20 protein-coding genes and 1 tRNA gene are annotated in these 19,383 nt (G+C 56.3%); 12 read left to right on the top strand and 9 right to left on the bottom strand.

Annotated elements, in window-relative coordinates; genetic code table 11:
- Positions 1 to 45 precede the first annotated feature (45 nt).
- From OS190_RS06860 to rpiA, 6 genes are all read right to left on the bottom strand, one after another.
- Positions 46 to 1,527: a DegQ family serine endoprotease gene (locus tag OS190_RS06860; protein ID WP_416237385.1), complete on the bottom strand. Its 1,482-nt coding sequence runs from the start codon at positions 1,525 to 1,527 to the stop codon at positions 46 to 48.
- 297 nt (positions 1,528 to 1,824) lie between these two features.
- Positions 1,825 to 2,019: a DUF2065 domain-containing protein gene (locus OS190_RS06855; RefSeq protein WP_267157917.1), complete on the bottom strand. Its 195-nt coding sequence runs from the start codon at positions 2,017 to 2,019 to the stop codon at positions 1,825 to 1,827.
- Positions 2,016 to 2,915 (bottom strand): protease modulator HflC, encoded by a 900-nt coding sequence (gene hflC / locus OS190_RS06850; RefSeq protein ID WP_267157916.1) that lies wholly within the window; start codon positions 2,913 to 2,915, stop codon positions 2,016 to 2,018. The genes OS190_RS06855 and hflC overlap by 4 nt, the downstream gene beginning before the upstream one ends.
- Positions 2,915 to 4,132, bottom strand: coding sequence for an FtsH protease activity modulator HflK (gene hflK / locus OS190_RS06845; protein WP_267157915.1), 1,218 nt, complete (start codon positions 4,130 to 4,132; stop codon positions 2,915 to 2,917). The genes hflC and hflK overlap by 1 nt, the downstream gene beginning before the upstream one ends.
- Before the next feature lie 87 nt (positions 4,133 to 4,219).
- On the bottom strand, positions 4,220 to 5,584 hold the full coding sequence (gene gor, locus OS190_RS06840; protein WP_267157914.1) for a glutathione-disulfide reductase: 1,365 nt from the start codon (positions 5,582 to 5,584) through the stop codon (positions 4,220 to 4,222).
- Positions 5,585 to 5,594: 10 nt separating this feature from the next.
- Positions 5,595 to 6,383: a ribose-5-phosphate isomerase RpiA gene (gene rpiA / locus OS190_RS06835; RefSeq protein ID WP_267157913.1), complete on the bottom strand. Its 789-nt coding sequence runs from the start codon at positions 6,381 to 6,383 to the stop codon at positions 5,595 to 5,597.
- Positions 6,384 to 6,604: 221 nt separating this feature from the next.
- Between rpiA and OS190_RS06830 the strand changes: the two genes are divergently transcribed.
- Positions 6,605 to 7,978 carry an L-serine ammonia-lyase gene (locus OS190_RS06830; protein WP_267157912.1) on the top strand — a complete coding sequence of 458 codons (1,374 nt, stop codon included), beginning with the start codon at positions 6,605 to 6,607 and terminating at the stop codon, positions 7,976 to 7,978.
- Between the two features lie 241 nt (positions 7,979 to 8,219).
- Here OS190_RS06830 and OS190_RS06825 read toward each other — a convergent pair whose 3' ends face one another.
- Positions 8,220 to 9,170, bottom strand: a complete 951-nt coding sequence (locus OS190_RS06825; protein WP_267157911.1) for an NAD(P)-dependent oxidoreductase — start codon at positions 9,168 to 9,170, stop codon at positions 8,220 to 8,222.
- A 297-nt stretch (positions 9,171 to 9,467) separates the two neighbouring features.
- On the opposite strand from OS190_RS06825, the gene OS190_RS06820 reads away from it, so the two are divergent.
- Complete coding sequence (locus OS190_RS06820) at positions 9,468 to 10,223, top strand: hypothetical protein (protein ID WP_267157910.1); 756 nt, start codon at positions 9,468 to 9,470, stop codon at positions 10,221 to 10,223.
- Between the two features lie 28 nt (positions 10,224 to 10,251).
- Here the strand turns inward: OS190_RS06820 and OS190_RS06815 are convergent, their stop codons facing one another.
- A complete protein-coding gene (locus OS190_RS06815) occupies positions 10,252 to 10,836 on the bottom strand; it encodes a TetR/AcrR family transcriptional regulator (protein WP_267157909.1) in 585 nt (194 codons plus the stop codon).
- 76 nt (positions 10,837 to 10,912) lie between these two features.
- Here OS190_RS06815 and OS190_RS06810 point away from each other — a divergent pair, with 76 nt between their 5' ends.
- From OS190_RS06810 to OS190_RS06765, 10 genes are all read left to right on the top strand, one after another.
- Positions 10,913 to 11,203: a hypothetical protein gene (locus tag OS190_RS06810; protein ID WP_267157908.1), complete on the top strand. Its 291-nt coding sequence runs from the start codon at positions 10,913 to 10,915 to the stop codon at positions 11,201 to 11,203.
- 75 nt (positions 11,204 to 11,278) lie between these two features.
- A complete protein-coding gene (locus tag OS190_RS06805; RefSeq protein ID WP_267157907.1) occupies positions 11,279 to 12,565 on the top strand; it encodes a homoserine dehydrogenase in 1,287 nt (428 codons plus the stop codon).
- Between the two features lie 24 nt (positions 12,566 to 12,589).
- Entirely contained in the window at positions 12,590 to 13,021 is a 432-nt protein-coding gene (locus OS190_RS06800) for a YqaA family protein (protein ID WP_267157906.1), read from the top strand.
- 82 nt (positions 13,022 to 13,103) lie between these two features.
- Positions 13,104 to 14,072 (top strand): class II fructose-bisphosphatase, encoded by a 969-nt coding sequence (gene glpX / locus OS190_RS06795; RefSeq protein WP_267157905.1) that lies wholly within the window; start codon positions 13,104 to 13,106, stop codon positions 14,070 to 14,072.
- 60 nt (positions 14,073 to 14,132) lie between these two features.
- Positions 14,133 to 15,875, top strand: a complete 1,743-nt coding sequence (gene recJ / locus OS190_RS06790; RefSeq protein WP_267157904.1) for a single-stranded-DNA-specific exonuclease RecJ — start codon at positions 14,133 to 14,135, stop codon at positions 15,873 to 15,875.
- A gap of 77 nt (positions 15,876 to 15,952) precedes the next feature.
- Positions 15,953 to 16,027 (top strand) — tRNA-Glu (locus tag OS190_RS06785).
- A 434-nt stretch (positions 16,028 to 16,461) separates the two neighbouring features.
- Positions 16,462 to 17,316: a PRC-barrel domain-containing protein gene (locus OS190_RS06780; RefSeq protein WP_267157903.1), complete on the top strand. Its 855-nt coding sequence runs from the start codon at positions 16,462 to 16,464 to the stop codon at positions 17,314 to 17,316.
- Positions 17,317 to 17,480: 164 nt separating this feature from the next.
- Positions 17,481 to 17,954 (top strand): DNA starvation/stationary phase protection protein Dps, encoded by a 474-nt coding sequence (gene dps / locus OS190_RS06775; protein ID WP_267157902.1) that lies wholly within the window; start codon positions 17,481 to 17,483, stop codon positions 17,952 to 17,954.
- A gap of 108 nt (positions 17,955 to 18,062) precedes the next feature.
- On the top strand, positions 18,063 to 18,248 hold the full coding sequence (locus OS190_RS06770) for a PLDc N-terminal domain-containing protein (RefSeq protein ID WP_267157901.1): 186 nt from the start codon (positions 18,063 to 18,065) through the stop codon (positions 18,246 to 18,248).
- Between the two features lie 81 nt (positions 18,249 to 18,329).
- Positions 18,330 to 18,527 (top strand): CsbD family protein, encoded by a 198-nt coding sequence (locus OS190_RS06765; RefSeq protein WP_267157900.1) that lies wholly within the window; start codon positions 18,330 to 18,332, stop codon positions 18,525 to 18,527.
- A gap of 376 nt (positions 18,528 to 18,903) precedes the next feature.
- On the opposite strand, the gene OS190_RS06760 is transcribed toward OS190_RS06765, so the two are convergent.
- The gene (locus OS190_RS06760; protein ID WP_267157899.1) at positions 18,904 to 19,257 is read right to left on the bottom strand and encodes a PRC-barrel domain-containing protein; all 354 of its coding nucleotides are present in this window, start codon (positions 19,255 to 19,257) and stop codon (positions 18,904 to 18,906) included.
- Positions 19,258 to 19,383: the final 126 nt, after the last annotated feature.

The following is a 19,383-nucleotide window of genomic DNA, read 5'->3' as shown; positions in this document are numbered from 1 at the left end:
AAGGGCACCCCGAAGGGTGCCCCGTAATCCCTGGGATAAGCGGTCTCAATCAGACAGGGTCAACGCAACAAACCTCGGATCCCCGGCACGACGCACCAGCAACAGAAGCGACTTGCGCCCGCCTTCCTTGGCAGACTCTACCCGGGCCTCCAGATCGCCAATGCTCGCAACCTTTTGCTGTCCGGCTTCGGTAATGATGTCGCCCTCACGCAGCCCCTTTTCAAAAGCCTCCGATGCTTCGTCAACGCCGGTCACAACCAATCCGGCCATATCTGCGTCAATGCCCAGTTCGGAACGCAGCGCATCCGTCAAAGGCGACAGCGTCAAGCCCAGCAAATCCTTGCTTTCAGGCGCGGTATTGCTTTCGGGATCACTGGCTTCCGGTTCCGCGTCAGCGGCATCCTCGCGACGGCCCAACACTACCTTTATCGTCTGGCTTTTGCCTTCCCGCATCACGGTGACACGTACAGTGGCACCAACCGCGCTGTTCCCGACCTGTTTTACCAGGGCACGTGTATCCGCAACCTCAACGCCGTCAAAGGACATGATCACATCACCTGTCTCCAGTCCGGCCTCTTTCGCCGGCCCTTCAGGAACATCTGTGATCAATGCGCCGGTTGCCTTGGCCAAACCCATGGCATCAGCCACATCCTCCGTCACGTCCTGAATGCGCACACCCAACCAGCCGCGCCGCGTTTCGCCGAATTCTTTCAACTGATCCACCACACGCGTAACCACATTCGACGCCATCGAGAATCCGATCCCGATCGACCCGCCATTCGGTGACAGGATTGCCGTGTTCACACCAATCACATCCCCATCCATGTTGAACAACGGCCCTCCGGAATTGCCTCGGTTGATGGCCGCATCTGTCTGAATGTAATCGTCATAGGTGCCCGATAGCGCGCGGTTGCGCGCCGACACGATGCCTGCCGAAACCGAAAAACCCTGCCCCAGCGGGTTGCCCATGGCAATCACCCAGTCTCCGACACGTGCCGCATTGCTGTCACCAAAGGTTACAAAGGGCAAAGGTGACTTCGCTTCCACTTTCAACAATGCAATGTCGGTATTTGGATCGGTACCGATCACCGTAGCCTTCAGCTCCTCACCCGAAAAGAATTCGATCGTTATCTCGTCCGCCCCTTCGATGACGTGATTGTTGGTCACCACATAACCGTCTTCGGAAATCACGAATCCTGAACCAAGCGCGGAAGACCGCCGTGGGCGTGGCCCCGTGCCATCGCCGCCGTTGTTACGGTCTTGAAACTCACGAAAGAAATCCTCAAAAGGGGAGCCTTCCGGCACGATCCCGCGTGGCCCGGTGCGCCCTTCAACCATTGTCGAGGTCGTGATATTCACCACCGAGGGGCTGATTTTCTCGGCGAGCGGCGCAAGACTCTCGGGTTTGGCAAAGACCGCCAACGCCTGCGCCATCACCAAAGCCAGGGCCAAAATTCCCAGCATGAATGCCTTGAACACGGTACTCTGCACAAAGCGCTGGGCTCCGACCTTCGCCTTGACGGGCATGTTCTGCCGCAGATTGCCGTGCCCGGCATTGACCTGTGATTGCATGGCTGTTCTCCTGCTTTGTTCTTCTGGGGCCTGAGGCCGGATTATGCTGGTGACAGAGTGCATCGCCAATCTCCCTGCCGCAATATCAAAGATGTACCCGTTCACGGGGTTTTCAACAGGGCACCCCCTTCTTTTGATCACTGTCTGCCCTGGTCTAAGCTTCTTTTTGGCCTTAAATACCGCGGGGAGTCGATCTTTGATCGACGGGGCAGAGCCCCTTGAGCATGTCGTGGCGCCCATGCGATGCTTGGGTCAGGGCCGGATCTGAAAGGCCCCCCAAATCAGGACCAGACCCGTCACCACAATCAGGGCACCGATCTGGCGCACCGCATCCGGTGGCAGCTTGCGCAGTGTTTCCAGCATACGTTCCAAAAACGAAGGGGCCAGCGCATAGACCAGCCCCTCGAAAACCATTACCAACCCGACGGCCAGCAGGATCAATTTCAATTGCGCTCTCCCTCGTCAGAGCGGCTGCCCTGATCCGAACGCAGGTAGTTGAAGAATTCACTGTTTGGCGACAATACCATTGTGGAATTACTGCCCTTCAGGGCTTCCTCATAGGCGGTCAAGGAACGGTAGAATTCAAAGAACTCCTGATTCTTGCCATAGGCCTCTGCAAAGATCTTGTTGCGCTCGGCATCCGCTTCACCTTCGATGATGCGGGCATCACGACGGGCCTCTGACAGGATTTCTTCATAGGTACGATCCGCCAGGGCGATGACGCGCTGTGCGGCTTCCCGGCCACGGGCGCGTTCATCCGTCGCTTCACGGTCACGTTCGGCAATCATCCGCTGCAATGTTGCGGCAAAGTTCTGTTCCGGCAGGTTGGTCTGGCGCAGGCGCACATCCACAACCGCAAGCCCAAGCGCATCGGCACGGGCATCCGACCTTACGCGGATTTGCTCCATCAGATCCGAACGCTCCGGCGATAGAATGGTGTTCGACGTCACCCCTTGCGAGCCCAGAACCGCACGGATCTGCGATTCCATGATACCGCTCAGATCATTGACCGCCTGTCGTTCCCCACCGGCACCAATGGCCTGACGATACTGTACAATGTCGTCAATCCGGTAAAGAACAAAGGCATCAATCTCAAGGCGTCGATCATCGGCTGGGGTAACCTCGATCAGTTCCGTCTCAAAGGACAGAATACGATCCTCAAAGCGTACTATTTCATCCAGGATCGGCACCTTAAATCCGATGCCAGGATCAACAACCACTTGCTTGATCTGACCGAACCGCAGAACCAAAGCCTTTTCGCGCTCATCCACCACAAAAATAGCAGAGAGTACAGCAACAATCGCAACCACCACTATCGGCAGCAAAAATCCCATCTTACGCATCAGTTCGATCCTCCACTGCGACGCAGTTCATTGAGGGGCAGATAGGGCACGACACCCTGCCCTCCTGAACCATCGGACCCGTTTTCAAGGATGATCTTGTCGACCCCGCCCAGTACCTTTTCCATGGTTTCAATATATAAACGTTTGCGGGTTACTTCGGGTGCCGCCGAATATTCGGTCAAAACCGCTTCAAAGCGGCTCGCCTCACCAACGGCATCGTTCACTACACGCGCACGGTACCCTTCGGCAGCTTCCAGAAGCTGCGCTGATTCACCACGCGCCTCGGCAGTTTTACGGTTGGCATAGGCATCCGCCTGTCGTTCGACCCGGTCGCGTTCCTGTTCCGCAGCTTGCACATCACGAAAGGCATCCACAACCGAGCCTTGTGACGTCGTGCCGTCGGTGTTGGTGACAATCACGTTCTGGCTCGGTGGGTCGACCTTGTTGAGGTTCACACGCAGGATGTTGATCCCGGTTTCGCGGTTGTCCAGTGTGGTCTGGATCAACTCTTTTACCTGGTCGGCAACCGCGCCTCGGTCCCGGCTGAGAATCGGCGCAAGTTCGGATTGGGCAATGACTTCGCGCATCGCGGACTCACTGATCGCTTTGACCGAGGCTTCAGGATCGCGTAGCGAGAATTTGAAGTGTTGAGCATTCTTGATGTTCCACACCACCTGAAAATCAATGTCGACGATATTTTCATCCGTGGTCAGCATCAGCCCGTCATTACCACCCGATCCACGCCGAACACCCAGTTCTTCGGTGCGGTTGGTGGTCACGTCAAACACTTCGGCTTTGACCAGCGGCCAGGGTGCAAAGTTCAATCCCTCTGTACCAACCTGGCTGAATTCCCCCAGAAAGAGTTCGATCGACTGTTGTTCCGGGCGCACCGTATAGAAACTGGCAACCCCCCAAGCGATCACAGCCGCCAGCAGGCCTACACCGATCGTGCCGCGTGTCAGCACCGGACCGCCGCCGCCTGCACCGCCGGTGCCATTGTTGCGTCCACCACCACCGCCGCCGCCCATCAGGACACGAAGCTGTTCCTGGCCCTTTTTGACCAGTTCGTCGATTTCGGGAATCTGCGGCTTTTGATCACCGGGGCCACGCCCGCCGCCGCCATTATGCCCACCGCCATTTTTGTTTCCGCGCTCGCCGGGGTTATCATCCCGTCCACCGCCACCGCCGCCCCACGGGCCGCCATTGTTACCAGCCATCTTGTCTTGTTCCCCTCTTGATGCCGTCAGTTTGCGGCATTCGTTCTTAAATCTCTACAACGCCATGTGTGCACAGACCTGCCAAAATCAAGCGCTTCGCACTGATTTGCGCATGGTTACCAGTTCTTCGGACATGGTTGGATGCACAGCACATGTCGCATCGAACTGTTCTTTCGTCAGACCCGCCTTGACCGCGATACCAACCATCTGGATCAATTCACCCGCATTGGGTGCGACGATGTGACAACCCAGAACCTTGCGCGTCGCCTTGGATACGACCAGTTTCATCAGGACCCGGTCCGGCTTTTCCGCAAACGATGTCTGCATCGGCTTGAACGAGGTTGCATAGATTTCGACCTCTTCTTTCTCGCTGGCCTCTTCTTCACTTAGCCCAACCGTGCCCATCTCCGGTTGCGTAAACACCGCGCTGGCGATCAGGTCATGATCCACCGGAGTCGGCCTACCGCCAAAGACGGTTTCTACAAAGGCCATACCCTCGCGTATTGCCACGGGGGTCAAGTTCACGCGATCTGTCACATCGCCAATTGCATAGATCGACGGAACCTCAGTCTGGCTGTATTCGTTCACCTCGATCTGTCCCTTGCGGCCCAAGCGCACGCCGACATCTTCCAGACCCATGTTTCTGGACGCGGGATCGCGCCCGGTGGCAAACATCACCTGATCAAAAGAACGCTCGTTTCCATTTGTGGATTTGACATTTATGCCATTCTCGCCTTGAGATAATTCAATAATGTTGGTCCCCAGATGCAGGTCAACACCACTCTGGCTCATGCTCTCCGAAACCAGACCCCGTGCCTCGTCGTCAAAGCCGCGCAAAATCTGTGCCCCACGATAGTATTGCGTCACCTCAACACCCAAACCATTGAGGATACAGGCAAATTCGCAAGCGATATAACCGCCTCCGATGATCAGAATGGATTTGGGCAGTTCTTCGAGATGGAAAATATCATCCGATACGATCCCCAACTCGGCATTTTGCATGTCCGGCCGTACCGGATAGCCACCTGTCGCGATCAATATATGTTTGGCCGTCTTCGTTGTGCCATCTGCCAGCGCCACGGTATGCGCATCCTTGACAGTCGCCCGCAGATCAAATGTCTCGACCCCCGACCCCGCCAATAGATTGCGATACACCCCTTCGAGGCGGTCCAGTTCCGCCTGCAACTTGCCCCGAAAGCGGTTCCAATCGAACGCCCCCCCCTGTACGTCCCAACCATAGGATGCGGCTTCGGCGGGCATGCCTGCATATTCCGATGCAAACACCATCAACTTCTTCGGCACGCAGCCCCGGATCACACAGGTGCCGCCATATCGGTCATCCTCGGCCAAGCCGACCTTTACGCCATATTCTCCCGCCGCGACCCGTGCTGCACGTACGCCGCCTGATCCGCCGCCGATAACAAAAAGGTCAAAGTCGAAAGCATCCGCCATGGGGTATTCCTTAATCAGAGAGGTCAGAGAAGAGATTGTCCGTTTCGACAAAATCCAGTCGCTCGGTTGCAACCGTACCTTCGTTTATGTCACGTACCTCGACCCTGCCATCTCCGTAACCGATCACAACCGCGTCACAAATATCGATAAACAAACCGTTTTCCACGACACCAGGCATCTGGTTGATCACCAGCGCCAATTGCCGCGCATTACCGATACGATTCAAATGCAGATCCAGGATGTGATTCCCCTCATCGGTAATAAACGGCACCTCTCCATTCATCCTCAGTGTCGAAGTGCGCCCAAGGACATCCATCGAAATCAATGTTTCCTCAACCAGCGCCTGCGTGGTCTGCCAACCAAACGGAATAACCTCGATGGGCAAAGGGAATGCGCCCAGGCTCTCGACCTCTTTGCCTACATCCGCAATCACCACCATCTGGTCAGAGGCCGTGGCAACAATCTTTTCCTGCAGTAACGCGCCGCCCCCCCCTTTGATCAGGTTCAAATCACCGTCAAATTCATCCGCACCGTCGATTGTCAGGTCGAGCCATTTTGCCTCATCCAGCGAAATCACATCGATCCCGACGCCCCGCGCCAGTTCCGCGGTACGTGTCGACGTCGGCACACCTTTGATGCGCAAACCGTCATCGCGCACCATTTCTCCCAGGCACCGCACAAGCCACGCCGCAGTCGACCCGGTGCCCAGCCCGACACGCATCCCGTCCTCAACATATTGCGCAGCGCGTTTTGCCGCGACAAATTTCGCCTTGTCGATGGGGGATAGTTCTCCAGCCATGTGGCAACTCCTGAGAAGATGGGCATGCTATTCGTTCTGGCGTTATAAGCAGATTCCCCTGAGGGTGCGAGGGCAGACAGCGGCTTTTTTCTACCCATGTCGATCCCTTGCCCGAATTGAAACCTAACAGGTCGCATTCGCGCATGCAGCCCCCTTGCAAAGCAGGTCTGCCTTGGGCAGAGACAACCCTGACCATATTGAACCAAAAGGCAGCGCAAACGATGTTTCTCTCCGTCTTCGACATGTTCAAAGTAGGCATTGGGCCCTCTTCCTCCCACACGATGGGACCGATGGTCGCCGCCTCACGTTTCCTTGACCTTATGCGCGCCTCTCCCTTCCAGTTTGCGGGCGTGCGCGCCTCGCTACATGGATCACTCGCCTTTACGGGCGTCGGACACGCTACGGATCGCGCAACGATTCTCGGTCTCGCCGGGTTCACACCGGAAAGGTATGACGCAGATCATGCCGAAGCGGTTTTGCAAGCAATCAATACGGACAACAGAATTTTGGTGGAAGGGTTCGCACCCCTTTCGTTCAACCCGAAGACCGACCTGATTTTCGACTACGACACCAAACTTGACGGTCATGCCAACGGCATGATGCTCATGGCGACCGATGCCCAGGGGGATGTAGTTCTGCGTGAAGCCTATTATTCCATCGGTGGCGGCTTCGTGATGACAGAAAGCGAGCTGGCTGCCGGCAAAGACACCGATGAAGGGGCACCAGTGCCCTTTCCATTCAAATCCGCTTCCGAAATGTTGCAAATGGCCCAGGCCAGCGGCAAATCAATCGCCGCCATGAAGCGGGCAAACGAAGTGTCACGCAATGGTGAAATCCACCTCAAGGCCGGGGCCAAGCGCCTGTGGCAGGTGATGAACGACTGTATCAACCGCGGGATCGAGACAGAGGGTGTCCTGCCCGGAGGGCTCAACGTCAAACGCCGCGCCAAAGGCATCCATGACGCGCTGGTCGCCGAACGTGGGCAGAACCAATCGGCGCCTCATACGATCAACGACTGGATGAGCACCTATGCAATGGCCGTGAATGAAGAAAACGCCGCCGGGGGGCAAGTTGTCACCGCCCCCACCAACGGCGCCGCCGGCGTGTTGCCGGCGACATTGCGCTATTACCTCGATCATGTGCCGGGAGCATCCGAATCCCATATCGAAGATTTCCTGCTGACCGCTGCCGCGATCGGTGGCCTTGTCAAATTCAACGCCTCCATTTCAGGTGCCGAAGCAGGTTGCCAGGCCGAAGTCGGTTCTGCCGCCGCCATGTCTGCTGCTGGCCTTTGCGCCGTGCTGGGGGGAACTCCTGAACAGGTTGAAAACGCTGCGGAAATCGCACTTGAGCACCACCTCGGCATGACCTGCGATCCCGTCAAGGGATTGGTCCAGGTCCCCTGTATCGAACGCAACGGCCTCGGTGCGATCAAAGCGGTTGCCGCCGCCTCCCTTGCACTGCGTGGCGATGGTACGCACCTGGTGCCACTGGATGCCTGTATCGAAACCATGCGGCAAACCGGTGCTGACATGTCCGAGAAATACAAGGAAACCTCGCTCGGTGGCCTCGCCGTGAACGTCCCCAACTGCTGACCGTCAAATCCGTGATTCTTCACGGGGTCAAGGATGCGCAGCACCGCGCTTGCGCGGCTTGTCCTTGAGGACGTGACGAATCGCACCCACCCTTGCACAGGTGACTTGAGGATCATTCCGATCCCTCAAGCACCTCTCAGCAAAACGGGTATACCCTTCAACAGAAACACTGACAAATTTCTGCGAGAACGCCGCCACAAACACCAAAAATATAATCGCGGCTTCAGCCGCGTCCGTTGGATCACCCCCGCCCGCGTACCGGCACTTCATATCCGCGCTCTTCAGGTTCATCATCCACCAGTTCCTCAGGAAATCCCGGTGCAGTGATGCTCAGGCCTGTTGCTTCCTCCAGACGTTCGATCATCCGGTCCGATTGCGCGCGTTCCCCGTAACGTTTCTGCCCGTCTGCCAGTATATCGATCATCAACGGAGACAGCTCAAGTGGTACCTGATGTTCATCTGCCAACGCCTGGAAAAGGCCTACATCTTTCTGCACAAGATCAAGTGTAAAATTCACATCTCGTGACCCTGACAGGATCAATTGGCTTTCGGTCTCATGCACAAAGCTATTGCCTGATGAGCAGGCAATCGCTTCATAGGTCACGCCCAGATCCATCCCCGCGGCCTTCATCACCGTCAACGCCTCGCAAAGCGACAAAAGATTAATTGTTGCCAGATAGTTGGTCATCACCTTTAAAGTGCTGGCCACACCTACTTCGCCAACATGCAAGATGCGCCTTCCCATATAGGTCAACACCGGCAACACCCTGTCAAAGGTCGCACGGGGACACCCTGCATAGATCGAGATATTGCCAGTATCCGCTCGGTGACACCCACCCGATACCGGGCAGTCCACCGCCGCCCCGCCCCTGGCGACAATCATCTTACCATGCGCCACTATTTGTGCGGCCTGAGTTGTCGACATTTCCATCCAGATCTTACCAACACCGACATGCGGCAACATCTCGGCCACGACCGCAGCACAGGCCGCCGGACTGGGCAAACAGGTAATGACCATATCGCATTTTTGCATCAATCCTGCCGCCGATCCGCCGTCCTGCGCCCCGCGCGCCACAAAATCCGCAACCAACCCTGTATCCAGATCGAAAACCGCCAATTCAACGCCGTTACGCAACAGCGATCCTGCCAGTTTCCCCCCAACATTCCCCAGCCCCACAAACCCGACTTTCATTCCAATCTCCTTTTGCATTCACCTTCATGAGCCTTGGCTGTTACCGACATGTCGCGCCAGGAAACGACCTTGCAGCTGTCGTCCCCCGCAGGATCAATTGCCGCAAGGCCCTGTTGCCCTCTCAATGCAGGCCGGATCTTGCCGATCCGTCCGAAACGCGCGAACCTGCGCCGTTAACCGGTTTACCATTTAACCAATTGTTTAAATTAAACTTTTCATCAAAGTCAGAACTTGCAAATCTGTTTCATGAACCGACGGGGGCCGGTGCAGCATCGACAATTGCAACGGATGGTCCCCATGTTCAAAACCCTGCCAAAAACACTTTTTAGAGCCGCCACATTGGCCTTGCTGACGGCCTGTCCAGCGCAGGCTCAGAACGATTTGGGCATCATCGGCGCCGTTTTCCATCTCGGGTCTTCAGATCACAAGCAAGAAGGCGGTTACGCCGGAGTATCGGTGGATGTGAAAATCACTGATTATCACGGTCTCCAGCTTGACCTGCAATACGAAGAACGCAGCACCGGTGGCGTCGGACGACTGGGCGGATTTTTATACATGACACCGCGGGAGGGTCAGAAATACGGGCTGAGCATGATGGTAGCTGACAAAAATGACGTCTCTGCGACCTATGGCCAATTCGGGGCAGCAGGCATTTTTGCCATTGGAGAGCGCACCAATCTGGCACTGCGCGTTGCTGTAGGCGTTTCTGCGGACAATGACATGGACTGGGTCACGGCAGGTGCCGGTCTGCATTGGCAAGCCGGTGACGCAACCCGGTTCTACGCACATTACGACATCACGGAATTCGACGAAGAATCCTTTGGAGCCATTGCCCAAGAAGTCACCTTTGGCCTGCGGACCCGTTTGGGCGATGGCCCTGCCTCCCTGTTTGCCGAAGCCTCCAGAGATTGGCTCAACGGACGCGATGCATCAACTGCTGACACGACCCTGCGCGCGGGCGTGTCGTTTAGGCTTGGTCGGACCGGCAACAATCAACCGTTGTTCCATCTGTCAGATCCAATGCGTCAGATCTTGCGGCGTGGACATTTCTAGCCAGGGCAGAATTGGTTTCAGGGGCAGCCTAACCCCCACCGACGGCCTTGCGGACCATATCCCAATATTGTGCAACCACTTCATCCAACGACAGCCGCCCGCCGTCCCGAAACCAGGTATTGACCCCCGTCAGCATTGCGATGATGGCCAAAGTGACAATTTTGCTGTCAGCCACCTGGAATACCCCCGTGCTGGCACCATCACGCAATATCTTTTCAAGGCGATCTTCATAGCGCCGCCGCAAAGCTTCGATTTGCGCAAAGTTTTCCGGCCCAAGGTTACGCAGTTCCATATAGGCGATGAACACCTCGTCAGGGCGATCCGCATGAAAGCGGATGTGAAAGGCCACGAACTGTTCCAGCCGCGCCATGGCGTCCCCTTTGGGGTCCGGTGCCGCAGCCAACAGGGCTTCCAGATGGTCGCGCATCAGGTCAAACAGCAATGTCTGTTTGTCCGGCGTGTAATTATAAAGCGCGCCGACCTGCACGCCGACCTCTGCCGCGATGACCCGCATCGACACGGCAGCATAGCCGCGCTGCGCAAAAAGCTGCAGCGCCGCCTGCCGTATCCGCGGACCTGTAATACCCGCATGTGAACCTGTGGTACGTGCCATGGGTGCAATTTAATGAACATCTGTTCAAAAGCAAAGCCCGCTTGCGTGAACCCCGCCTCTGGTGCAGACAAGTGGCATGATGCGCACCACCTTCCTTTGTACCTTATTGGCCCTGCCCCCTGCGGGCTGCACCCAATTCCCTGAACTGGAGCACACACAGAATGGCCCGGTGGCACAGGCTGAATATCCTGCACTTGTTCCACTCGACCCATTGCTGGCACGTGCCGCTACCCCCGGCGCAGATCCAGCAGGGGAGCAGGCCGAATTATTCCGCCGCATCGCAGGCCTGCGTCAACGGGCTGACATGATGCGGGGTTCGGTGTTGACAGGGCCCGAAAAGCAACGCCTGCAACAAGGGTTGCATTAACCGATAGCCTCCGTTGCAAGGCCTGCCTGAACCAGCTACATCGCGCCTGACCACAAACAAAAAAGGACCGTGTCCATGTCTGATCCCCTTCGCCTTGGAATTGCAGGTTTGGGCACTGTTGGTGTCGGCGTTGTGCGTATCATCCGCCAGCAGGCCGCATTGCTTGAGGCGCGCACTGGACGGCCTATCAGTATTTCAGCCGTATCCGCTCGATCCCAAGGCAAAGATCGCGGCGTCAATCTGAGTGATTACCAGTGGGAAGACGATCCAGTCGCGGTCGCACAACGTGATGATGTAGATGTCTTTGTCGAACTTATGGGCGGCGAAGATGGCCCCGCAAAAGCCGCAACCGAAGCCGCCTTGAAAGCTGGCAAGGATGTCGTGACCGCCAACAAGGCAATGCTTGCGATCAATGGGCAGGTTCTGGCGGAACTGGCCGAAAGCAAAGGCCGAGCGATCCGTTATGAAGCCGCGGTCGCAGGTGGCATTCCGGTGATCAAGACGCTGATGGAAGGATTGGCGGGAAATGAAATCACCCGCGTGATGGGTGTCATGAACGGTTCCTGCAATTATATCCTGACCCGCATGGAAAACGCCGGTAAAACATATCAGGAGATTTTTGCCGAAGCCGATGGTCTGGGCTATCTGGAAGCCGACCCACAACTTGATGTGGGCGGGATCGACGCGGCGCATAAACTGGCGATCCTGTCCTCGATCGCCTTTGGCACCAAGGTCGATTTCGATGGCATTCAGCTCGAGGGGATCGAGCGGATCAGCATAGAAGACATACGCGCCGCGGCCGACATGGGCTACAAGATCAAGTTGCTGGGTGTCGCACAACGGACCGGTCGCGGTCTGGAACAACGCATGCAGCCTTGTCTCGTGCCCGATACATCGCCGTTGGCTCAACTGGATGGTGGCACCAACATGGTTGTGCTGGAAGGCGACGCAGTGGGTCAAATCGTTCTGCGCGGGGCCGGTGCCGGAGAAGGCCCGACCGCAAGCGCGGTGATGGCAGATGTTTGCGATATTGCGCGCGGGATCCGTGGCCCTGTATTCGGCCAGCCCGCAACCACCCTCGTGCGCGCAAAAGCTGCCCTGACACAACTGCCTGCCTCTTACTATCTGCGTATGGAGCTTGTCGATAAACCCGGTGCCCTGGCCAAGATTGCAACCGTTCTGGGCGAGGCAGGCGTCAGCATTGACCGCATGCGCCAATACGCTCATGAGAACACCGCGGCCCCCGTGTTGATTGTCACGCACAAGACCACGCAAAGCTCACTGGATGCGGCGCTGGCGAATATGGAAAATACCCGTGTGATGGCCGGTGTACCGGTCGCGCTGCGGATTGAAGAAGTCTAAGCCGGTCCGGCCTGTGGCCATGGCATGACAGCTTATCTTGGTCTCTTTGTGTCAGCGCTTGTTGCCGCAACGCTTTTGCCGATGCAATCCGAAGCAGTTCTGGTTACGCTGCTGGTACAAGGCAATCATGCACCGCTGTCGCTATTGGCAATCGCTACTTTTGGCAACGTCCTGGGGTCAGTCATCAACTGGTTCATGGGACGCTTCCTCCTTGGCTTCAGGGACCGGCCCTGGTTCCCCGCATCAAAGACGCAGCTGCGTCGCGCAGAAAACTGGTATCATCACTATGGCCGCTGGTCGCTTCTTGGGGCCTGGTTGCCGATCGTCGGTGATCCCCTGACGGTTGTTGCGGGATTGATGCGCGAACCACTGTTGTTCTTTGTCCTGATAGTCACATTGGCCAAGGGTGCCCGGTATCTGTTTCTGGCAATGATCACTCTGTCCTGGCTGCAATAAAGGTAAAACCTGCGCCTTCTTGTGCAAAAGCACGCCGGACGCTAGACGAAGACAACCAAACATCATCAAGGACCCCTGCCCCATGCCCACTTCCGCCGATTTTCAAGACCGTATGTTGTCACTGGGCCTTGCCCGCGTTTCCGAGGCCGCAGCACTTGCATCTGCCAAGCTGGTCGGCAAGGGCGACGAAAAGGCGGCCGATCAAGCGGCTGTGAATGCAATGCGCGAGCAGTTGAACATGCTGGATATAGCAGGTGTCGTGGTGATCGGCGAAGGTGAACGGGACGAAGCCCCGATGTTGTTCATCGGCGAAGAGGTCGGGACGGGAAAAGGACCAGGCGTGGACATCGCGCTGGACCCGCTGGAGGGCACCACACTCACCGCCAAGGACATGCCCAATGCGCTGACCGTGATTGCGATGGGACCACGCGGGTCCATGCTGCATGCACCAGACACCTATATGGACAAGCTGGCCATCGGTCCGGGCTTTGCGCCTGATGTGGTAACGCTTGACATGACACCCGGCGAACGCGTCGAGGCCTTGGCCAAGGCCAAGGGATGTGCGCCATCGGATATTACCGTCTGTATCCTCGAACGCCCGCGTCATGAAGAGATGATTGCCGAAGTCCGTGCCAAGGGGGCGGCGATCCGTCTGATCACCGATGGCGATGTGGCCGGTGTGATGCATTGCGCCGACCCGGACACTGGTATTGACATGTACATGGGCGCAGGCGGAGCCCCGGAAGGCGTATTGGCCGCAGCGGCACTCAAATGTATGGGCGGGCAGATGTATACCCGTTTGCTGTTTCGCAACGATGATGAACGCAACCGTGCCACGAAAGCGGGAATCACCGATTTTGACCGCATCTATACCCGTGATGACATGGTCACCGAGGATGTGATCTTTGCCGCCACCGGCGTCACCGACGGCGCGCTGCTGCCGGGGGTCAAGCGCGAGTTGGGCTGGCTCACCACCGAGACAATCATCATGCGTTCCAAAACCGGCTCTGTGCGCCGGATCAATTACCGCACCCCCGTCGACAACAATTGATCCGCCCACCAGTTGCGCTGTTGTGATTGAGTTTAAGGGCAAGATGAAGCGGGAGCCACTGTGGCATTTCTTGAGGTTGAGACATCGCTGACCGGGCGGCGCTGGGTCGGGCCCGGTGTCGAGATGGAACGTGCCACAGAATTGCTGGCACAACGCTGCGTATTGCCGCAGGCCGTCTGCCAGGTACTGGCGCGCCGTGGCGTGACACCCGAGGCCGCCGAAGCTTTTCTGGCCCCTTCCTTGCGTGACCTTTTGCCGGATCCGCGCTCTCTCAAGGACATGGAACTTGCCGCGACACGGTTTCTGGCCGCGGTCAAGAACCGCCAGAAGATCGCCGTCTTTGCCGATTACGATGTCGATGGTGGCAGCTCTGCGGCACTTTTGCTGGTCTGGCTGCGCGATATGGGCTGTGGAGCCACCCTATATGTTCCGGACAGGATCGACGAGGGCTATGGCCCTAACGATGAGGCCATGACGCAATTGGCGTCGGATCATGATCTGATCATCTGTGTCGATTGCGGAACCCTGTCTCATGGCCCCATTGCCGCCGCCAGGGACGCGGATGTGATCGTCCTGGATCACCATCTGGGTGGTGAAACCCTGCCCGATGCATTGGCCGTGGTGAATCCGAACCGTCAGGATGAAGACGGTCTTTGCGGGCATCTCTGCGCCGCTGGTGTGGTCTTCCTGATGTTGGTTGAAGCGGGCCGTCAATTGCGTGAAGGCGGTGCGAGGGGGCCTGACCTGTTGACCATGCTTGATCTGGTCGCCCTGGCCACTGTCGCGGACGTGGCACCGCTGACAGGTGTCAATCGGGCCTTTGTACGTCAAGGCCTGCACGTGATGTCACGTCGGGCGCGGGTCGGGCTGACCGCACTGGCTGATGTGGCGCGGATGGAAACCGCGCCCACGGCCTATCACCTCGGTTTTCTGCTTGGCCCACGTATCAATGCGGGCGGGCGCATCGGGCAAGCCGATCTGGGCGCCCGGCTGCTTGCATCAGACGATCCACATGAGGCTGCCGCGCTTGCCGAACGGCTCGACAGGTTGAACTCAGAACGTCGGGATGTCGAAGCAGCAGTACGGGCGGCCGCGCTGGTCCAGGCAGAGGAGCGCGGCTATGACGCCCCGCTGGTTTGGGCAGCCGGCCCCGGTTGGCATCCCGGTGTGGTCGGAATTGTCGCCTCGCGCTTGAAAGACGCAGCAAACCGTCCCTCCATTGTCATTGGAGTTGAAGAAGGCATCGGCAAGGGGTCGGGGCGTTCCGTGAGCGGCATCGACCTGGGCGCGCCCATCCAACGTCTGGTCGCGGAGGGACTGCTGCTGAAAGGGGGAGGTCACAAGATGGCCGCTGGCCTTACCGTCGCGCAAGACAAGATCGAGATGGCGATGGACCGGCTCAGTGCCCTCTTGGAAAAACAGGGGGCACATTTGGGCGGGCCTGCAGACCTTAACGTGACAGGTATATTGATGCCTGCCGCTGCCACGGTCGAACTGGCCGAGATGATCGAAAAGGCCGGTCCCTTCGGTGCCGCGGCTCCTGCCCCACGTTATGTCTTTGCGGATATGAAGATCCTTTTTGCCAAACGGGTCGGCGACAGCCACCTCAAAATCAGCTTTGGTGACGGGCTTGGCACCCGAATTGAAGGGATCGCCTTTGGAGCTTATGATGGCCCGATGGGTGCCGCACTGGAAAAGCATAACGGCAATCGTTTTCACCTCGCCGGGCGGCTTGACATCAATGACTGGCGTGGCCGGCGCACGGTTCAACTCCGGCTTGAAGATGCCGCCCCGGCCCGATGAATATTTTTCACGTTTGCAGGTAAATTTGCCCTTGCGCGTTGCGCCGTCATTCCGTAGAGAACCGCTCACGAGATAGTGGCCCGTTCGTCTATCGGTTAGGACGCCAGGTTTTCAACCTGGAAAGAGGGGTTCGATTCCCCTACGGGCTGCCACTTTCCTTCACAACTTGTGACCGTTCTATCTGGTGTTAGGTTATCGGGGCGTTTTTCTGTCCTTGACCTGCGACAAAGGTCGCCGCCCCGTCACCAGGTCCGCACCCCCCCCCCTTGTGAGAGGCATAAAGGTTGGAAAACGCACGAGTGACAGGCAGCCCAGGCAGCCAACAAATGCGTTTGTAAAGCGAAATGCGCCCTGTTGATCCGGGATCTGGATCAGGGAATTAGCAAGAACCGCACAGGCCGACACGACCTGCCCTGAATAGCCTGATTGCGCAGAACGATTGTATTTCCTCGCCGGGAAATTCGTGAACCGGCTCAATCCGAATTTAGTTTTCTATTTTCGGATTTATCATGGAACCAATCAATTGCAGTTTCGTTCTTTTACCAATGGCGCCCCAGATGAGGCGCAAAATTGACAGGAGCGAAAAATGAAAAACTTTCTAGCAACAGCCGCAACCGCATTGGTTTTGGGAACGACTGCATATGCAGACGGCCATACAGCAGCTTTTACTGATCTGGCCTTTGACGAATCCGTCAATCTGAATGCATCCGAACTTATTGGCATGCGGGTCTACGCAACCGAATCCGACATCAATAACGAAACCATGATCACCGCTGATGGCGAAAAGGAATGGGACGATATTGGTGAAATCAACGAAATCGTACTGACACGGAATGGTGAGGTACAATCGGTGATTGTTGGCGTTGGCGGTTTCATCGGTGTCGGTGAGCGAGACGTCGCCATTTCCATGTCCCAGTTGAAATTTGTGCAAGAAGAAGGCGATGCGGATGACTTTTTCCTTGTCGTAAACGCAAGTCTTGCAGGCGTAAAGGAAGCGCCGGAATACAAATATCTGGGACAGTCGGAGACCAGCATGAAATCCGGCACAGCCATGGATACGGAAACAACCATGACGGCCGATGGTGACGCCCCGATGAAGGCGCAGGACGACCGGGCGATGCTGACACCGCCGGCGATCGAGCGTGACGGCTATATCACTGCGAAGGTGGATGACCTGACTGCCGAAGATCTGACCGGCGCGCGGGTTTATGGCCCCAACGACGAAGACGTCGGTGAGATTGGTGAACTGCTGTTGACTGACGACGGCAAGATGGATCGGGTTGTGATCGACGTAGGTGGTTTTCTCGGTATGGGTGAACACCATGTCGCCGTGACCTTTGAAGAATTGCAGATCGTACGCATGGAAGATGGCAGCGATCTTCGGGTCTACATCGACAGTACTCAGGAAACACTGGAGCAACAGCCCGAGTACCAGGGGTAAAATCATCGAACCGGGGGAAACCCCGGTTCTTTCCAGGCTCAACTTTTCATCTGCCCGCGCCTTGTGCGGGCGGATTTCCATGTCAACGTCGATCCGGCAATCCAATCGACAGAGACAGAGACAGAGACAGAGACAGAAATGAATCAAACGTTTAGGAGATGAAAATGCCCGAACACTTCGTAGAGGAACTTGACCAAGGCACAAGAAGCGCAATGGTCAAATTACTGAATGCCAACCTATCCAACGCGATCGCACTGACACTCGCGGTGAAACAGGCCCATTGGAACCTGAAAGGACGCGGGTTCATCGGCGTGCATGAACTGCTGGACGAAGTTGCTGACCGTCTACGCGAAGGCGCTGACCTGATGGCAGAACGCGCTGTGATCCTTGGTGGCTTTGCCGAAGGCACTTTGGAAGTTGTCGCCGAACGGTCGGAGATCGACGCCTATCCCGTCGAAGAAGCCGATATCGCGGCACATATCGATGCCCTGAAACAGCGTTTCAAGTTTGTGGGTGCTGAGGTTCGTAAAGGAATCGTTGAGGCCGCAGAGGCGGGTGATGAAGACACAGCGGACCTGCTCACCGGAGTGAGCCGCGCGCTGGACAAAGACGCCTGGTTCATCGGTGCTAATGCCTGACCATGCATCGCAAAACAGGGTCAGATAGATCGCGTTACGATGGAACTATTTGGCAGTCCAACAGTTAATTCAATATAACTGAACAAAATATGAAATAGGAGCTATATCATGGAATATGGTATTGTCGGACTCTTGGTCCTGGTTGCAGATGTTTATGCAATCATCAACATCATTTCAAGTAGGGTTTCCATCGGTGCGAAATTGCTCTGGACCCTACTTGTTCTCATTCTTCCCGTCATTGGTTTTGTCATCTGGTTTTTCGCGGGACCACGCGGAAAGACATCGACGATATAGACGGGTTACGGAACTGCAAACAAAATACAGAACCGGATTGGCCGGTTTCTGTAAAACACTCAAAATGGAAAGGCGATCACTATGAATTGGGATCAAATCGAAGGTAAATGGAAAGAAATGTCCGGCTCTGTCAAGGCGAAATGGGGCGATCTTACGGACGATGAAATGGCCGAAATCAATGGTAACCGTGAAAAACTTGAGGGTAAGATCCAAGCAAAATACGGAAAGTCCAAGGAAGAGGCCAAGGCAGAGGTCGACGAATTCCTCAGCAAGCACTAAAAATCAATTGAATTTTTCCTGCGAAGGCCAGCCAAGTACGTTGGCTGGCCTTTCACGTTTGCCTGTCTGAAAGGTCCAATGCCACTTCCCGTGTTGGCAAAAGTAGGGATTATTCCAATACCCCGACAAAGCGGGTAGCGACCACCTAAGGTGAAACGAGCGCAATACTGATAGAAACGATCCTGGCAACTTGTTATCGGCCAATCGCCAACACCGACGGCCCTGGTAAACCGGTGATGCGCAACGCTGAAAAAAACCGGCAATGGACCCTTCTCTGATGACACTGGAACCATCCCAGGTGGTTCATCGATGGCTTCACCCAGACACAGAAGGCCCCCCTTTTCAGGGAGGCCACTATTATTGTAACTAGCTGATTTTACATCCAGTAAAGTGGTACGCCGTAGTGATCATGCGCCCTGCGTTCCCAGTCGCGGTCCGCCTGCCAATTGTCATTCCGTTTTGGTGCGCCCTTGACTTCCTGTTCGGTCAGATCTGTCACAAACCCATGTTTGTGTGTGTCGTATGTCAGTTTGCTCCAGGGGATCGGATGATGTTCTTCGCCCAATCCAAGAAACCCACCAAAGCCCATGACGGCATATGCTACGTTACCCGATTGTTTGTCGATCATCAGATGGTCGATTGAACCGATATTTGAGCCATCGCTTCCGTAGACCACTGTTCCGTTTACATCACTCGAAGAAACGAGTGCGCTTTTTGATACGTTTTCCATAGTTTGGTCCTCCTTTGTCGTTCTCTAGACAAACGAACAAACCGGTGATTGGTTCCAAAATGCAATGAAACCACCGTTCAGGGCCGGGGGAAAAGGTCATTCAAGAGAGATGGTTGGTTTTTTCGC

It is taken from the genome of Sulfitobacter sp. F26204 (assembly GCF_026410305.1).
GTDB lineage: Bacteria > Pseudomonadota > Alphaproteobacteria > Rhodobacterales > Rhodobacteraceae > Sulfitobacter.
Note: the sequence above shows the minus strand (reverse complement) of the source record. Positions and strands in the feature narration are given on the sequence as shown.

What these genes read in the sequence shown, in the direction of transcription:
- OS190_RS06780 (WP_267157903.1), top strand. Translation starts at nt 16,462, where the DNA reads ATGAAAAACTTTCTAGCAACAGCCGCAACCGCATTGGTTTTGGGAACG.
- OS190_RS06800 (WP_267157906.1), top strand. Translation starts at nt 12,590, where the DNA reads ATGACAGCTTATCTTGGTCTCTTTGTGTCAGCGCTTGTTGCCGCAACG.
- glpX (WP_267157905.1), top strand. Translation starts at nt 13,104, where the DNA reads ATGCCCACTTCCGCCGATTTTCAAGACCGTATGTTGTCACTGGGCCTT.
- gor (WP_267157914.1), bottom strand. Translation starts at nt 5,584, where the DNA reads ATGGCGGATGCTTTCGACTTTGACCTTTTTGTTATCGGCGGCGGATCA.
- OS190_RS06805 (WP_267157907.1), top strand. Translation starts at nt 11,279, where the DNA reads ATGTCTGATCCCCTTCGCCTTGGAATTGCAGGTTTGGGCACTGTTGGT.
- hflK (WP_267157915.1), bottom strand. Translation starts at nt 4,132, where the DNA reads ATGGCTGGTAACAATGGCGGCCCGTGGGGCGGCGGTGGCGGTGGACGG.
- OS190_RS06820 (WP_267157910.1), top strand. Translation starts at nt 9,468, where the DNA reads ATGTTCAAAACCCTGCCAAAAACACTTTTTAGAGCCGCCACATTGGCC.
- OS190_RS06770 (WP_267157901.1), top strand. Translation starts at nt 18,063, where the DNA reads ATGGAATATGGTATTGTCGGACTCTTGGTCCTGGTTGCAGATGTTTAT.
- OS190_RS06810 (WP_267157908.1), top strand. Translation starts at nt 10,913, where the DNA reads ATGATGCGCACCACCTTCCTTTGTACCTTATTGGCCCTGCCCCCTGCG.
- OS190_RS06830 (WP_267157912.1), top strand. Translation starts at nt 6,605, where the DNA reads ATGTTTCTCTCCGTCTTCGACATGTTCAAAGTAGGCATTGGGCCCTCT.
- OS190_RS06825 (WP_267157911.1), bottom strand. Translation starts at nt 9,170, where the DNA reads ATGAAAGTCGGGTTTGTGGGGCTGGGGAATGTTGGGGGGAAACTGGCA.
- OS190_RS06765 (WP_267157900.1), top strand. Translation starts at nt 18,330, where the DNA reads ATGAATTGGGATCAAATCGAAGGTAAATGGAAAGAAATGTCCGGCTCT.
- OS190_RS06760 (WP_267157899.1), bottom strand. Translation starts at nt 19,257, where the DNA reads ATGGAAAACGTATCAAAAAGCGCACTCGTTTCTTCGAGTGATGTAAAC.
- hflC (WP_267157916.1), bottom strand. Translation starts at nt 2,915, where the DNA reads ATGCGTAAGATGGGATTTTTGCTGCCGATAGTGGTGGTTGCGATTGTT.
- dps (WP_267157902.1), top strand. Translation starts at nt 17,481, where the DNA reads ATGCCCGAACACTTCGTAGAGGAACTTGACCAAGGCACAAGAAGCGCA.
- OS190_RS06860 (WP_416237385.1), bottom strand. Translation starts at nt 1,527, where the DNA reads ATGCCCGTCAAGGCGAAGGTCGGAGCCCAGCGCTTTGTGCAGAGTACC.
- OS190_RS06815 (WP_267157909.1), bottom strand. Translation starts at nt 10,836, where the DNA reads ATGGCACGTACCACAGGTTCACATGCGGGTATTACAGGTCCGCGGATA.
- rpiA (WP_267157913.1), bottom strand. Translation starts at nt 6,383, where the DNA reads ATGGCTGGAGAACTATCCCCCATCGACAAGGCGAAATTTGTCGCGGCA.